14 protein-coding genes are annotated in these 13,646 nt (G+C 72.5%); 11 read left to right on the forward strand and 3 right to left on the reverse strand.

What is annotated here, in order from left to right:
- The first annotated feature begins 4 nt into the window (after positions 1 to 4).
- Positions 5 to 415, forward strand: coding sequence for a universal stress protein (locus DMB38_RS02695; protein ID WP_240662665.1), 411 nt, complete (start codon positions 5 to 7; stop codon positions 413 to 415).
- Positions 416 to 476: 61 nt separating this feature from the next.
- A complete protein-coding gene (locus tag DMB38_RS02700; protein ID WP_125933792.1) occupies positions 477 to 698 on the forward strand; it encodes a dodecin in 222 nt (73 codons plus the stop codon).
- Positions 699 to 751: 53 nt separating this feature from the next.
- Here DMB38_RS02700 and DMB38_RS02705 read toward each other — a convergent pair whose 3' ends face one another.
- Positions 752 to 1,621 carry a DNA-formamidopyrimidine glycosylase family protein gene (locus DMB38_RS02705; protein WP_125933793.1) on the reverse strand — a complete coding sequence of 290 codons (870 nt, stop codon included), beginning with the start codon at positions 1,619 to 1,621 and terminating at the stop codon, positions 752 to 754.
- A 28-nt stretch (positions 1,622 to 1,649) separates the two neighbouring features.
- Here DMB38_RS02705 and DMB38_RS02710 point away from each other — a divergent pair, with 28 nt between their 5' ends.
- Positions 1,650 to 2,330 (forward strand): helix-turn-helix domain-containing protein, encoded by a 681-nt coding sequence (locus DMB38_RS02710; RefSeq protein ID WP_125933794.1) that lies wholly within the window; start codon positions 1,650 to 1,652, stop codon positions 2,328 to 2,330.
- Between the two features lie 50 nt (positions 2,331 to 2,380).
- Here DMB38_RS02710 and DMB38_RS02715 read toward each other — a convergent pair whose 3' ends face one another.
- On the reverse strand, positions 2,381 to 2,773 hold the full coding sequence (locus DMB38_RS02715) for a VOC family protein (RefSeq protein WP_206337627.1): 393 nt from the start codon (positions 2,771 to 2,773) through the stop codon (positions 2,381 to 2,383).
- A 157-nt stretch (positions 2,774 to 2,930) separates the two neighbouring features.
- On the opposite strand from DMB38_RS02715, the gene DMB38_RS02720 reads away from it, so the two are divergent.
- The 4 genes from DMB38_RS02720 (at position 2,931) to DMB38_RS02735 (ending at position 6,458) form a co-directional block, all read left to right on the forward strand.
- A complete protein-coding gene (locus tag DMB38_RS02720; protein ID WP_240661940.1) occupies positions 2,931 to 3,428 on the forward strand; it encodes a MerR family transcriptional regulator in 498 nt (165 codons plus the stop codon).
- Positions 3,429 to 3,577: 149 nt separating this feature from the next.
- Entirely contained in the window at positions 3,578 to 4,735 is a 1,158-nt protein-coding gene (locus tag DMB38_RS02725) for an NAD(P) transhydrogenase subunit alpha (protein WP_125933795.1), read from the forward strand.
- The gene (locus tag DMB38_RS02730) at positions 4,732 to 5,049 is read left to right on the forward strand and encodes an NAD(P) transhydrogenase subunit alpha (RefSeq protein ID WP_047014626.1); all 318 of its coding nucleotides are present in this window, start codon (positions 4,732 to 4,734) and stop codon (positions 5,047 to 5,049) included. Before DMB38_RS02725 ends, DMB38_RS02730 begins: the two co-directional genes overlap by 4 nt.
- Positions 5,046 to 6,458: an NAD(P)(+) transhydrogenase (Re/Si-specific) subunit beta gene (locus DMB38_RS02735; protein WP_125933796.1), complete on the forward strand. Its 1,413-nt coding sequence runs from the start codon at positions 5,046 to 5,048 to the stop codon at positions 6,456 to 6,458. The genes DMB38_RS02730 and DMB38_RS02735 overlap by 4 nt, the downstream gene beginning before the upstream one ends.
- A gap of 37 nt (positions 6,459 to 6,495) precedes the next feature.
- Here DMB38_RS02735 and DMB38_RS02740 read toward each other — a convergent pair whose 3' ends face one another.
- Positions 6,496 to 6,684, reverse strand: a complete 189-nt coding sequence (locus DMB38_RS02740) for a hypothetical protein (RefSeq protein WP_125933797.1) — start codon at positions 6,682 to 6,684, stop codon at positions 6,496 to 6,498.
- Between the two features lie 287 nt (positions 6,685 to 6,971).
- Between DMB38_RS02740 and DMB38_RS02745 the strand changes: the two genes are divergently transcribed.
- The 4 genes from DMB38_RS02745 (at position 6,972) to DMB38_RS02760 (ending at position 13,635) form a co-directional block, all read left to right on the forward strand.
- Entirely contained in the window at positions 6,972 to 7,958 is a 987-nt protein-coding gene (locus DMB38_RS02745; RefSeq protein ID WP_125933798.1) for a DUF3048 domain-containing protein, read from the forward strand.
- Between the two features lie 98 nt (positions 7,959 to 8,056).
- Entirely contained in the window at positions 8,057 to 8,656 is a 600-nt protein-coding gene (locus tag DMB38_RS02750) for a TetR/AcrR family transcriptional regulator (protein ID WP_125933799.1), read from the forward strand.
- A 108-nt stretch (positions 8,657 to 8,764) separates the two neighbouring features.
- Positions 8,765 to 11,008 (forward strand): MMPL family transporter, encoded by a 2,244-nt coding sequence (locus DMB38_RS02755; protein WP_125933800.1) that lies wholly within the window; start codon positions 8,765 to 8,767, stop codon positions 11,006 to 11,008.
- 254 nt (positions 11,009 to 11,262) lie between these two features.
- The gene (locus tag DMB38_RS02760; RefSeq protein ID WP_240661942.1) at positions 11,263 to 13,635 is read left to right on the forward strand and encodes an alpha-L-fucosidase; all 2,373 of its coding nucleotides are present in this window, start codon (positions 11,263 to 11,265) and stop codon (positions 13,633 to 13,635) included.
- The last annotated feature ends 11 nt before the right edge of the window (positions 13,636 to 13,646 follow it).

The following is a 13,646-nucleotide window of genomic DNA, read 5'->3' on the forward strand; positions in this document are numbered from 1 at the left end:
CAAGGTGATCCTCGTCGGCGTCGACGGCTCCGACACCTCCTGGCGCGCCGCCGCCTACGCCGCGGGGCTGGCCCGGCGGCAGGGCTCGCTGCTCGCGGTGGTGTACGTGCAGCCGACGCTGGCCGCCGCGGCGGCGCTCGGCGCGCCGGTGGCGGGCACGACGGCGGAGGTCGCCGAGGAACTGGTGGCGGAGATCCGGCGGACGGTGGCCCAGTTGCGCGGGCTCTTCGACGTGCGCTGGGAGTTCCACACCCTGCACGGCGACGCGTACACGGGGCTGGTGCAGGCGGCGCAGGACCTCACGGCGGACGCGGTGATCGTCGGCGCGTCGGAGCAGGCGGGGCACCGGCTCGTCGGCTCGGTGGCGGTGCGCCTGGTCAAGGCGGGCCGCTGGCCGGTCACCGTGGTGCCGTAACCGCCGCCGGCCGGGTGCCGTCCGTGTCGCGGGCCCGGCGGGTCTGCGGCACGGTGGGTTCATGAGCGATCACACGTACCGCGTCACCGAGATCGTCGGCTCCTCCCACACCGGTGTCGACGACGCCGTCCGCAACGGCGTCGCGCGCGCCTCGCAGACGCTGCGCAACCTCGACTGGTTCGAGGTCACCCAGGTGCGCGGGCAACTGGAGAACGGCGCCGTGGCGCACTGGCAGGTGTGCCTGAAGGTGGGCTTCCGGCTGGAGGACGCGGGCGGCTCCTGACGGCCCTCCGCGGCCGGCAGCCCCCCGCGGCCGGCAGCCCGCCGCGGCCGCGGTCACTTCAGCAGCCGGGACATCCTCCGGTCGGCCAGCGGCTTGCCGCCGGTCTGGCAGGTGGGGCAGTACTGCAGCGCCGAGTCGGCGAACGACACCTCGCGGATCGTGTCACCGCAGACCGGGCACTTCTCCCCGGCCCGCCCGTGCACCCGCAGCCCGCTCTTCTTCTCCGCCTTCAGCCGCCCCGCGGCCACGCCGCGGGAGCGCTCGACGGCGCCGCGCAGGGTGTCGCCGATGGCCGCGTAGAGCACGGCGGTCTCCTCGTCGGTGAGGTTCGCGGCGAGCTTGTACGGGGAGAGCTTCGCGACGTGCAGGATCTCGTCGGAGTACGCGTTGCCGATCCCGGCGATCGTCGACTGGTCCCGCAGCACGCCCTTGATCTGCCGCCGCTCGCCCGCCAGCAGCCCCGCGAACGCCTCCGCCGTGAACGCCGCGTCCAGCGGGTCGGGCCCCAGCCGGGCGACGCCGGGCACGTCCCGCGGATCCCGTACGCAGTAGACCGCGAGGCGCTTCTGCGTCCCCGCCTCGGTGAGGTCGAAGCCCGCGCCCTCCGGCTCGGCCAGCCGCACCCGCAGCGCCAGCGGGCCCCTGCCGGGACGCGGCGGCGCGGCCGGCAGCTTGTCCTTCCACTGCAGCCAGCCGGCCCGGGCCAGATGGATCACCAGGTGCAGCTCGTCGGCGACCGTGAGGTCCAGGAACTTGCCGTGCCGCCCGACGGCCGTGACCTCGGCGCCCTCCAGCGCGGTGAGCGGCGGGTCGTACGTCTTGAGCACGCTGATCGCGACCGGCTGCACCCGGGCGACGTACCGCCCTACCAGGTGCTCGGTGAGGAATCCGCTGAGCGCTTCGACTTCGGGAAGCTCGGGCATGCCTCCCAGTCTGCGGCATCCTGGGGTGATGTACGAGGAGAGACCGGCGCTGCTCGGCGGCGCGGTCGTCTGGCACCGCCGGGACGCCCGCCCGGGCCCGTACCGGGTGCTCCCGGACGGCGGCACCGACCTGATCCTCACGCCCGGCGGGCTGCTCGTCGCGGGCCCCGACACGGTGGCGCACGTCGGCACCGGGGCCGCGGGCGACACGTACACCGGGCTGCGCTTCGCCCCCGGGCAGGGCCCGGCGGTGCTGGGCGTGCCCGCGCACGAGCTGCGGAACCTGCGGGTGCCGCTGGCGGACCTGTGGGGCGAGCGGCGGGCCCGGATCGCGGCGGAGCGGGTCGCCGGGGCGGCGGAGCCGGGCGCGGCGCTGGAGGCGCTGGCGCGCGCCCGGCTGGCGGACGCGGAGCCGCCGGAGCCGTACGTGCCGGCGGTGGTCGCGGCGCTGGCGGCGGGCCGGCCGGTGGCCGAGGTCGCGGGGGCGGTGGGGCTCGGCGAACGGCAGTTGCACCGGCGGAGCCTCGCGGCCTTCGGGTACGGGCCGAAGACGCTGGCCCGGGTGCTGCGGATGAACCGCGCGCTGGCGCTGGCCAGGGCGGGCACGCCGCCGGCCGCGGCGGCGGCGCTGGCCGGGTACGCGGACCAGGCGCACCTGGCGCGCGAGATGCGGGCGCTGACCGGGGTGCCGCTGACGGCGCTGCTCTGACCTGCACCCGGGCCCGGGCACCCCGGCCCTGGCTTCCGCGGGCGCGGCGGTCAGCCGAGCGGGGCGAAGAGGTCGACGCCGTTGCCGTCCGGGTCGTGCACCTGCGCGTAGCGCTGGCCCCACTCGGCGTCCCAGGGCGCCATGGCGCCCTTGTACCCCGCCTCGGTGAGCATCGCGTACGTCGCGTCCACGTCGGCGGGGCCGTCGCAGCGGAAGGCGAGGCCGATGCGCCCCTCCCCGGTCGGCGGCTCGAAGTCGGGCGCGAAGGACTTGATCGTCTCTTCCGCGTCCCACATCAGGCGCAGCCCGCCGGGGAGCGCCGCCTCGACGTGCGGCTGCCCGTCGGCGTCGGCGGGGATGTCCAGGCCGAGCAGGCGGTAGAAGGCGAGGGTGGCGGCCATGTCGGCGGTCACCATTCCGATGGCGTCGAATCGTGCGGTCATGGCCCCGACCCTAGGAACGGTCCCGCGCCCGCGTCTTGAACGAATCGGACGCCCTCACCCGCCCGGCGCAGTTCGGCCGGCACGGTGCCCGCGGTCATCACGCCGTACCCGGGTCTCCTCCCTTGACTCCGCGCCGACTCTGCAAGTTAATGTGAACATGAAGTCGGGCGAGTCCATGACCATCGGCGAGCTTGCCGGCCGCTTCGGCCTCGCCGCCCACGTGCTGCGGCACTGGGAGGCCATGGGCCTGCTCACCCCGGCGGAGCGCGTGAACGGCCGCCGGCGCTACACCTCCGACCACGTCTCCCGGGTCGCCATGATCATCGGCGGCAAGCGCGGCGGGCTCAGCCTGGAGCAACTGCGCGAGCTCTTCGCCGCGCAGGGCCCCGGCGACCGGCACGCGCTGCTGTCACGGCACCGGGAGGAGCTTCAGGAGCGGATGCGGGAGATCGAGCGGTCGAAGGCGATGATCGACCACGCGCTGGAGTGCGAGGCGCACGACTTCACCCGCTGCCCCACTTTCCAGGCCCTCGTGCGCCGGCTCGCGGCCGGCGAGAGCCTGGCTCACCTCCCGGTCGGGACCGGCCCGTCCGCCGGTCGCGATCCGCAGGAACCGCACGTCCGGGGCGGTCCGAACGGAACGGTTATCCGATAGCGTGCCCGTCCCGGCACCACCACCGCACACCGCGCCACCACCGCACCGCCAACGCACACCCGCATCACCACTGCCCGAGGTGTCCCCACCGCGCACCGAGGGCAGCACCCTGAGGTCGCCCGCAATTCGCCCAAGAGGGAGCGAGAAGCATGGGAGCCCAAGCCGTCACCGCGGGGGTCCTGAGGGAGCGCGCGCCGGATGAGCGCCGCGTCGCCCTCACCCCCGAAGTCGTCACCCGTGTGCGCCGGTCGGGTGTCGACGTCCTCGTCGAGACCGGCGCGGGCACGAGCGCCTGGTTCACCGACGCCGACTACACGGCCGCGGAGGCCGAGGTCGTCGGCGCGGACGAGCTGATCCGCCGGGCCGACGTCGTGCTCTGCGTCGCACCGCCCGACCGCGAGACCGCCGCGGCCCTGCGCTCCGGGCAGACGCTCATCGGCATGCTCGACCCGCTCCGCCAGGCCACCCTCATCGGCGAGCTGGCCGCCCGGGGGGTGACCGTCGTCAGCCTCGACCTGCTGCCCCGTACGCTCAGCCGGGCCCAGACGATGGACGCGCTCACCTCCCAGGCCAACGTCGCGGGGTACAAGGCGGTGCTGCTCGCCGCCGACAGTTACGACCGGTACTTTCCGATGCTGACCACGGCGGCGGGCACCTCGAAGCCCGCCGCCGTCCTCGTGCTCGGCGCGGGCGTCGCCGGGCTGCAGGCCATCGCCACCGCCCGCCGGCTCGGCGCGATCGTCACCGCGTACGACGTCCGGCCCGCGGCACAGGGTGAGATCGAGTCGCTGGGCGCGAAGTTCCTGGAGCTGGAGGGCGTGGCCTCGGCGGCGGGCGAGGGCGGCTACGCGCGCGTGCTCACCGACGAGGAGCAGCGGGCGCAGCTCGCAGCGCTGACGGCGGCGGTGCCCCGCTTCGACGTCGTGATCACCACCGCCCGGGTGCCGGGCCGCAAGCCGCCGCTGATGGTCACGGCCGAGGCGCTGGAGCAGATGCGACCCGGTTCGGTGGTGGTGGACATGGCCGCCAGCGAACTCGGCGGCAACGTGGAGCTCTCCGAGCCGGACAAGACCGCGGTGCTCGCCGGCGGCGTCACGCTGATCGGCGCGGGCAACCTGCCGTCGGTGATGGCGACGGCCGCCTCCACCGCGTACGCCCGCAACATCAGCGCGCTGCTGGCGCACCTGGTGGCCGACGAGGCGGTGCGCATCGACCTCGACGACGACATCCAGGCCGGCGTGGTCGTCGCGCACGGCGGCGAGGTCGTCAGCGACGCGGTCGCCCCGCGGAACGGAGGGAACCGGTGAACCTCGATCTGCTCACCGCCGTCACGATCTTCGTGCTCAGCGTGCTGGTCGGCTTCGAAGTGATCAGCAAGGTGCCGGCGACGCTGCACACGCCGCTGATGTCCGGCGCCAACTCGATCCACGGGATCGTGCTGATCGGCGCGATGCTGGTGACGTCCCTGGCCGACGAGCCGCTGGAGTACGCGCTGGCGTTCGTCGCCGTCGCGTTCGGCGCGATGAACGTCGTCGGCGGGTACGTGGTCACGGACCGGATGCTCCACATGTTCCGTGCCCGGCCCACGCCGGGCGGCGCCAAGGGAGGTGCGGCGAAGTGAGCGATCTCGAGACCGCCGTACGGTACGTGCTGCTGGCCGCCGCCGCGTGCTTCGTGCTCGGCCTGCGGCTGATGAACTCCCCCGCCACCGCCCGCCGCGGCAACACCCTCTCGGCCGGGGCCATGGCGGTGGCGATCGTGGCCACCGCGGTGCTGCTGGCGGAGCGCGGCGACATCACGGCGACCGGCTGGCTGGTGCTGCTCTCCGCGACCATCGTCGGCTCCGGCGCCGGGCTGTATCTGGCCCGTACCGTCGAGATGACCGCGATGCCGCAGTTGGTGAGCCTCTTCAACGCGGTCGGCGGGGGCGCCGCCGCGCTGCTGGCCATCGTCGAAGTGCTCCAGCACGCGCATCCGGAGGACCTCGGCGCGCGCACCACCGTGCCGGGCGGCATCGACATCCTCATCGGCGCCATCACCTTCTCCGGCTCGCTGATCGCCGCCGGGAAGCTGCAGGGCGTGATCCCGGGCAAGCCGATCGTCCTGCCGGGCAGCCAGGCGCTGAACGCCGGGCTCGCCGTGGTCTTCGCCGGGGCCGGCGTCTGGCTGGTGGTGGACCCGGGCAGCGTCGCGGCGCTGACGCTGCTGACGCTCGCGGGGCTGGCGTTCGGCGTCACGATGGTGCTGCCGATCGGCGGCGCGGACATGCCCGTGGTGATCTCGCTGCTCAACGCCTTCACCGGCACCGCGGTCGGCATGGCCGGCTTCGTGCTCAACGAGCCGGCGCTGATCATCGCCGGGGCGCTCGTCGGCGCTTCGGGCACGATCCTCACCAAGCTGATGGCGGACGCCATGAACCGCTCGATTCCGGCCATCATCGTCGGCGGCTTCGGCACCGGCGACGAGGCGGCGGCCGTGGGCACGGACGGGGACGTGCAGGTGCGGCCGGTCTCGGTCGACGACGTGGCGATCCAGCTCGCGTACGCCGGCAAGGTCGTCATCGTGCCGGGGTACGGGCTGGCGGCCGCGCAGGCGCAGCACGAACTGGGCGACCTGGCGGACCTGCTGGAGGAGCACGGCGTGGAGGTCACGTACGCGATCCACCCGGTGGCCGGCCGGATGCCCGGGCACATGAACGTGCTGCTGGCCGAGGCGAACGTGCCGTATCCGCAGCTCAAGGAGATGGAGGAGGCGAACCCGGAGTTCCCGCAGGCGGACGTGGCGCTCGTGATCGGCGCCAACGACGTCACCAACCCGGCCGCGCGGCGGCCGGGCAACGCGATCTCGGGCATGCCGATCCTGGACGTGGACCGGGCCAAGAGCGTGGTGGTGATCAAGCGGTCGATGGGCCACGGGTACGCGGGCATCGACAACGAGCTCTACACCGCGGAGAACACCGGGATGTTCTTCACCGACGCCAAGAAGGGGCTCGCCGACCTGAAGGCGGCGGTCCGCACGTTCGTCGGCTAGGGCACCGGGGAGTGCGGGCGCGGGCGGCCCGGCCGGATCAGTCGATGCCGCGCAGGATGTGCAGCTCGGCGGTGTCGGCCGGGTCGTCCTCGTATCCGGCGAGCCGGATGGGGGCCGAGCGCGCCCACACGTCCAGGCTGCTCAGGGACTCCTCGGGCACGCGCGGGCGCGGGTGCGGCCGGGGCGCGGGCTGAGGATGCCGTTCCGGTGCGGCTTCGGTGGTCAAGGTGCACTCCTCCGGGTCATGTGAACTGGTCAGCCCGCCCCGGCCGGGCGGCGGGTGTCGGCGGCGGACACCCCGGGCTGTTCGGGTGGGCAGTTCGGACGCGGTGGCGCCGGCGTGGCTCGCGGACGGTCCGAGGTGTCGAACCCTTCCCCGCAGGCGGGGCTGTCCGTTTTCCCAGGGTAACGACTCGGGGCCGGGGACGCCCGGCGTTATCCGGTCCGGCGGATCGATTCTAGAATCAGGCCACAGCCGCATATCGGGGTCATTTCACCCGGGGAAGGGGCGCCATGGGCACCAGCGGCATAGCCCGCCTTCTGCGTACGCCCGCGGCCCTGCCGGCCGTACTCCTGCTGCTGCCGCTGCTGCTCGCGGGCGGATGCACCGAGGAGGCGACGGAGAAGCCCGGAAAACCCCGGGAAGAGCAGGGAAACGGCTCGCCGTTCACCGGACTGGCGGGACGCGGCGGACCGGTCCTGGGCGTGAAGGTCGACAACGCCGAGCCCGCCCGCCCGCAGACGGGCCTGGAGCACGCGGACATCGTCTACGTCGAACGGGTGGAAGCCGGCCTCAGCCGGCTGCTCGCGGTCTACGCCTCGCACCTGCCGGAGCGGGTCGGCCCGGTGCGCAGCGCCCGCGAGTCCGACCTCGAACTCCTGGAGCAGTTCGGCAGGCCCGCGCTCGCCTTCTCCGGGGCGCAGTCCAAGCTGCTCCCGGTCATCGACGAGGCACCCCTGTTCCCCGTGCCGCCGGGCACGGCCGCCGACGCGTACCTGCGCGACCCGGCGAAGCCCGTACCGCACAACCTCTTCGTCCGGCCGGAGCGGGCGCTGGCCGCGGCGCCGGACGCGGACCGGGCACGGGACGTCGGCTTCCGCTTCGGCCCGGCGCCGAAGGGCGGCGCGGCCACCGCCGAGCGCACCGTGCGCTACCCGGCCGCCAGCTTCGGCTTCACCTGGGACGCGGACGGGAAGCGCTGGCTGGTTTCCTTCGACGGCTCTCCTGCCGCCACCGCCGCCGGCGGGCGGCTCTCGGCGGCGACGGTCGTCGTCCAGCATGTGAAGATCCACGGCTCCGGCTTCGGCGACCGCTCGGGCAACGTCTCCCCCTTCACCGAGACCGTCGGCGCCGGGAAGGCGGAGGTGCTGCGCGGCGGCAGGTCGTACGAGGCGCGCTGGGAGCGCGGATCGGCGGGCGGCGGCACGGAGTTCACCGACGCGGACGGCGACCGGCTGCGCTTCGCGCGCGGTCCGGTCTGGGTCGTCTTCACGGAGTGACGCAAACCACACCCTTATTGGCGCGAACGGGTTCTGACAGCCGCTACCATTTTTTGAGTACGAAACCGTTTCGTTCCGCTGACTGGGGAGGGGGCCCGATGGTCGTGCAGGACACCAGTACCACCGGGCGCCGGAGCCGGCTGAGCGCCGAACGCGAGCAGGAGCTCTTCGACGCCGTGCTCGACCACCTGCGCGAAGTCGGCTACGAGGCCCTCACCATGGACGCGGTCGCGGCTCGTACGCGGTCCAGCAAGGCCACTCTCTACCGCCAGTGGCACTCCAAGCCGCACTTGGTCGCCACGGCGCTCCGGCACAGCAAGCCGGTGAAGTCGGCCGGGATCGACACCGGCACGCTGCGCGGAGACCTCGTGCAGTTCGCCGGCGGCGTATGCCAGAGCGCGGAGAAGGACTCGGCCCTTCTGCGCGCGGTCGCCTTCGCCCAGCAGTCCAACGAGGAACTGCAGCAGGCCATGCGGCAACTCCTGATCGAGCCGGAGCTGGCCGCCTTCCAGGAGCTGATCGATCGCGCCGTCGCGCGCGGCGAGCTGCCCGCGGACGTCCCCGCCGCGAAGTTCGTCCCGCACATGATGCTGGGGGCCATGCTGGCCCGGCCCCTCATCGAGAACGCGCCGGTCACCAGCGACTATCTTGTCCGTTATGTCGACGCAGTGATTCTCCCCGCCCTGCATATGAACTGACCAGTCGTTCGCCAACCACAACAGAACACGGCTCCACCTGGCGCACGCCGCTCTCGTCGTCGGGCTGGTTCAACACAACCCACCGTCGAGATCAGGAGAAACCTGCTCGTGGCCACCTTCCTATACAAACTCGGCCGGCTAGCCTTCCGGCGGCGCGGTATCACGGCGCTGATATGGCTGCTGCTCTTCGTCCTCGCCGGGTTCGGCGCATCGTCGGCGGGCACCGCGCCCGAGGACGACTTCGCGCTGCCGGGCACCGAGGCACAGCAGGCGTTCGATCTTCTTGAGGAGCGCTTCCCCGGGCAGTCCGCCGACGGCGCGACGGCCCGTATCGTCTTCGAGGCACCCGACGGCCAGAAGATCACCGCCGCCGACAGCCGCGAGGCGGTCGACGGCGTGCTCGACGGCATCGCCGGCAACCAGGTGGAGCAGGTCAGCGACCCGTTCGCGGACAACGCGGGGGTCAGCGAGGACGGCTCCACGGCCTACGCGGTCGTCGACTACAAGGTCACGTCCATGGAGCTGGACGACTCGACCCGCGACGCCATCACCGACGTGGTGGACAAGGAGCGCGACGACGGTCTGAACATCCAGGCCGGCGGTGACGCGCTGATGGTCGAGCCCGACATGGGCAACGGCGAGATCATCGGTGTCGGCATCGCGCTGGTCGTGCTCGTGATCACCTTCGGCTCGCTGGTCGCGGCGGGGCTGCCGATCATCACCGCGCTCATCGGCGTCGGCATCGGCATCTCCTCGATCACCGCGCTGGCGACCGTGCTCGACCTGTCCGCCACGACCTCCACGCTGGCGATGATGATCGGCCTCGCGGTCGGCATCGACTACGCCCTGTTCATCGCCTCCCGCTACCGCGCGGAGCTGACGGACGGCCACTCCCGCGAGGAGGCTGCGGGCCGCGCCGTGGGCACGGCCGGCTCGGCGGTGGTCTTCGCCGGCCTCACCGTGATCATCGCGCTGGCGGGCCTGGCGGTCGTCAACATCCCGATTCTGACGAAGATGGGCTTCGCGGCGGCCGGTACGGTCGCGCTGGCGGTGCTCATCGCGCTCACGCTGGTCCCGGCCGCGCTGGGCATCGTGGGCAAGCGGATCTACGGCCGCAAGGTGCGCAAGGCCAACCCGGAGACCGGCGCCCCGAAGGCGTCCGACCACGAGACCAAGCCGAACATGGGCACCCGCTGGGCCCGCGGGGTGCTCAAGCGCCCGGTCCTGGTGCTGGTCGCCGCCATCATCGGGCTCGGCGCGCTGGCCGCGCCGGTGGCGAGCATGGAGCTGGGCCTGCCCGACGAGGGCAGCCAGCCGACGGACACCACGCAGCGCAAGGCGTACGACATGCTGTCCGAGGCGTTCGGTCCGGGCTTCAACGGCCCGGTCACCGGCGTCATCGACGCCACCGAGGCGGCGAACCCGCAGGACGCGGCCGACGAGGTCGTCGCGCGTATCTCCGACGTGGACGGCGTCGTCTCCGTCTCCCCCGCCGGGTTCAACGAGGCCGGGGACACCGCGACCGTCATGGTCACCCCGTCCACCGGACCGAGCGACACCGACACCGAGAAGGTCGTCCGCGAGATCCGCGACCTGTCGTCCTCGCTGCAGGACGAGACCGGCGCGGAGCTGTACCTCACCGGCAGCACCGCGGTGAACATCGACTTCTCGAAGGTGCTCGACGACGCGCTGGTGCCGTATCTGGCGCTGGTGGTCGGCCTGGCGTTCGTCCTGCTGATGCTGGTGTTCCGCTCCGTGCTGGTGCCGCTGAAGGCCGCGCTCGGCTTCCTCTTCTCCGTGCTGGCCGCGCTCGGCGCCGTCGTCGCGGTCTTCCAGTGGGGCTGGCTGGCCGGGGTCTTCGGGGTCGAGGAGACCGGTCCGATCATGTCGATGATGCCGATCTTCCTCATCGGCGTGGTCTTCGGCCTGGCGATGGACTACGAGGTCTTCCTGGTCAGCCGGATGCGTGAGGCGTACGTGCACGGGGAGTCGGCCGGCGACGCGGTGGTCACCGGCTTCCGGTACGGCGCCCGGGTGGTCACGGCGGCCGCGGTCATCATGATCAGCGTCTTCGCCGGCTTCATCGGCGCGGGCGACGACATGGTGAAGATGATGGGCTTCGGCCTGGCGGTGGCGGTCCTCTTCGACGCCTTCCTGGTCCGCATGACCATCGTTCCCGCGGTGCTCGCGCTGATCGGCAAGTCCGCCTGGTGGCTGCCGAAGTGGCTGGACCGAATCCTGCCGAACGTCGACGTGGAGGGCGAGAAGCTCTACCGGCAGCTCGCCGCGGCCCCCGCGCCGCCGCCGACGGCCGGTGAGGAGCGGGCACCCGAGCCCACCGGCGTGCGCTGAGGCACGACCCGCGGTGCCCGGCACCGCGGGACCACACCAACCCGACCGGGGCCCGGTGGCGTTCGCGCCACCGGGCCCCGGCGCGTTGCCGCCCGGTGCCGCTTGGTCCTACCCATTGCCGCCCCGCTGCCGCCCGCTGCGGCGAGCCTTGACGTTCATCCGATGAATCTCTACGTTCCCTCCCCAGCAAGCGCTTGAATCTGACACAACTCCCATAGACATCGGATGGATCAAGGTCCTAGAGGGAGAACGGGATGAACGGGTTTGCACGACGGCACGTGCTGGCGATCGGCGCCGGAACCGCGGCGGGCTCCGCGCTGGGCCTCGCGCCCACCGCCGCGGGCGCCGCGCCACAGGGCCCGGCCGGAGCCGCCGGCGAGAACGCGACCGCCGACGACTGGGGCCGGGTCCCCGACCCCGTACCGGTGCCGCTCACCGGCCACTTCGACAACGACGGCGTCGACACCGCCGACGCCCGCGGCGGCGACTTCGACGGCAGCGGCTACACCTACCCGGGCGAGGAGCTGCCCGCGGGGCCGGTCGAGGTCGACGGCTTCCCCTTCGACTTCCCCGGCTCGGGCGCCGGCGCCCCCGACAACGTCGTCGCCATGGGCCAGCGCATCGAGCTGCCCCCGGGCCACTACCTGAGCGTGCTCTTCCTCGCCTCCTCCTCGTACGGCACCGCCTCCGGCGAGGCCACCGTGCACTACGCCGACGGCAGCACCGCGACCGCGGGACTCTCCGCCCCCGACTGGTACTCCGGCGGCGGTTCGCTCAGGGCCCCGTACCGCTACGCCCCCGACGGCACCAAGGATCCGCACCAGGTGTCCATCGCCGTCGTCGAACTCGGCCTGGACCCGGTGCGCGAGGCGGTCGCGCTCACCCTGCCGGTCATCAACAAGGCCGAGCCCAACAAGCCGGCGCTGCACGTCTTCGCGCTCTCCCTGCAGCCCGTCGCCGAGGGGCGCGCCGTCGCGCTGCGCAACGTCCGCTCCACCACCGCCTCGCTGGAGCGCTCCGGCGCGCAGTCCGTCGAGGCGACGCTCATCAACGCCGGCGCGGTGTGGATCGCCGCCCGGGACGGCCTGTCGGTCACCGTCGACACCGAGGGCGCCCGTACGGTCGCGCCCGTCGCGGTGCCGCGGCTCGGCCCCGGCGAGCAGGCCCGGGTCACGGTCGGCATCCGCAACCGCGCGGGTGTGGCGCCGGGCACCGTGCAGGAGGGCCGTGTCGTCGCCACCGGGCGGGGCGGCACGGCCGCCGAGGTCACCCGTCCGCTGACCCTCGGCGTGCCCGACTTCGAGCCCACCGACGCGTCGCTGAGCAGCCATCAGGCGCCGTACTGGTTCAACGACGCCAAGTTCGGCATCTTCATCCACTGGGGGGTGTACTCGGTGCCCGCCTGGGCGCCGGTCGGCAAGCAGTACGCGGAGTGGTACTGGCAGCAGATGAACCAGCCGGACAACCCGACGCACGCGCACCATCGGGAGGTGTACGGCGAGGACTTCGCGTACGACGACTTCATCCCGATGTTCCGGGCTGAGCGCTTCAACCCGCGCTCCTGGGTCGAGCTGTTCCGGGACGCGGGCGCGCAGTACCACGTGCTCACCTCCAAGCACCACGAGGGCTTCGCGCTCTGGGACACCAAGCTCTCCACCCGCAACTCCGTCGCGATGGGCCCGCGCCGCGACCTGATCAGGGAGCTCTTCGACGCGTCCCGCAGGTACACCCCCGATCTGCACTGCGGGCTGTACTTCTCGATGCCGGAGTGGTTCAACCCGGACAACCCCTGGTACGGCCACGCCCCTCGCAACCCGTACACGCTGGAGCCCGTGCCGTACACCGGCTACACCCCGGGCCAGGACTACGTCCGCGACTACCAGGCCGGACAGATGCTGGAGCTGATCCACGAGTACGACACCGAGATCATGTGGTGCGACATCGGCGGCGACAACGACAGCCACCGGGTGCTCGCCGAGTTCTTCAACCACGCCAAGAACCGCCCGCGGCCGATCGAGGTGACGGTCAACAACCGCTCCGGCATCGGCCCGCACGACTTCACCACGCCCGAGTACGAGGTGTACGAGAACACCGTCGTCGCCAAGTGGGAGGCCAGCCGCGGCCTCGATCCGCGGTCCTACGGCTACAACGCCGAGACGCCCGACGATGCGTACATGACGACCGAGGAGGTCGTGCACAGCCTCGTCGACATCGTCAGCAAGAACGGCAACTTCCTCCTCGACATCGGCCCGCGCGCCGACGGCACCATCCCCGGGATCATGGAGCGGCGGCTGCGCGAGACCGGCGAGTGGCTGCGCGTCAACGGCGAGGCGATCTACGGCACCACCTACTGGTCGCGCATGGCCCAGCTCGGCGAGGACCTGCGGTTCACCATGAAGCGCGACGCCTTCTACATTCACTCGCTCGCCGCACCCTCGTCCCGGCTCGTCGTCGAGGCCCCGGTGCCCGTCAGGGCCGGCGACAAGATCACCATGCTCGGCTACGGCGACCGCCCGCTGAACTGGGACGTCGACGGCGGCGCGCTGGTCGTCGAGGTGCCGGCGGCGGCCCGCAGGGCCGGGAAGCACGTCTGGGTTTTCAAGGTGAGCACCGGCCCCTCTTCCTGAAAGGCACCTCA

Source organism: Streptomyces sp. WAC 06738 (assembly GCF_003945505.1).
GTDB lineage: Bacteria > Actinomycetota > Actinomycetes > Streptomycetales > Streptomycetaceae > Streptomyces.

Coding starts and splice junctions, on each gene's coding strand:
- DMB38_RS02710 (WP_125933794.1), top strand. CDS start 1,650: ATGTACGAGGAGAGACCGGCGCTGCTCGGCGGCGCGGTCGTCTGGCAC.
- DMB38_RS02700 (WP_125933792.1), top strand. CDS start 477: ATGAGCGATCACACGTACCGCGTCACCGAGATCGTCGGCTCCTCCCAC.
- DMB38_RS02725 (WP_125933795.1), top strand. CDS start 3,578: ATGGGAGCCCAAGCCGTCACCGCGGGGGTCCTGAGGGAGCGCGCGCCG.
- DMB38_RS02720 (WP_240661940.1), top strand. CDS start 2,931: ATGAAGTCGGGCGAGTCCATGACCATCGGCGAGCTTGCCGGCCGCTTC.
- DMB38_RS02750 (WP_125933799.1), top strand. CDS start 8,057: ATGGTCGTGCAGGACACCAGTACCACCGGGCGCCGGAGCCGGCTGAGC.
- DMB38_RS02705 (WP_125933793.1), bottom strand. CDS start 1,621: ATGCCCGAGCTTCCCGAAGTCGAAGCGCTCAGCGGATTCCTCACCGAG.
- DMB38_RS02715 (WP_206337627.1), bottom strand. CDS start 2,773: ATGACCGCACGATTCGACGCCATCGGAATGGTGACCGCCGACATGGCC.
- DMB38_RS02745 (WP_125933798.1), top strand. CDS start 6,972: ATGGGCACCAGCGGCATAGCCCGCCTTCTGCGTACGCCCGCGGCCCTG.
- DMB38_RS02760 (WP_240661942.1), top strand. CDS start 11,263: ATGAACGGGTTTGCACGACGGCACGTGCTGGCGATCGGCGCCGGAACC.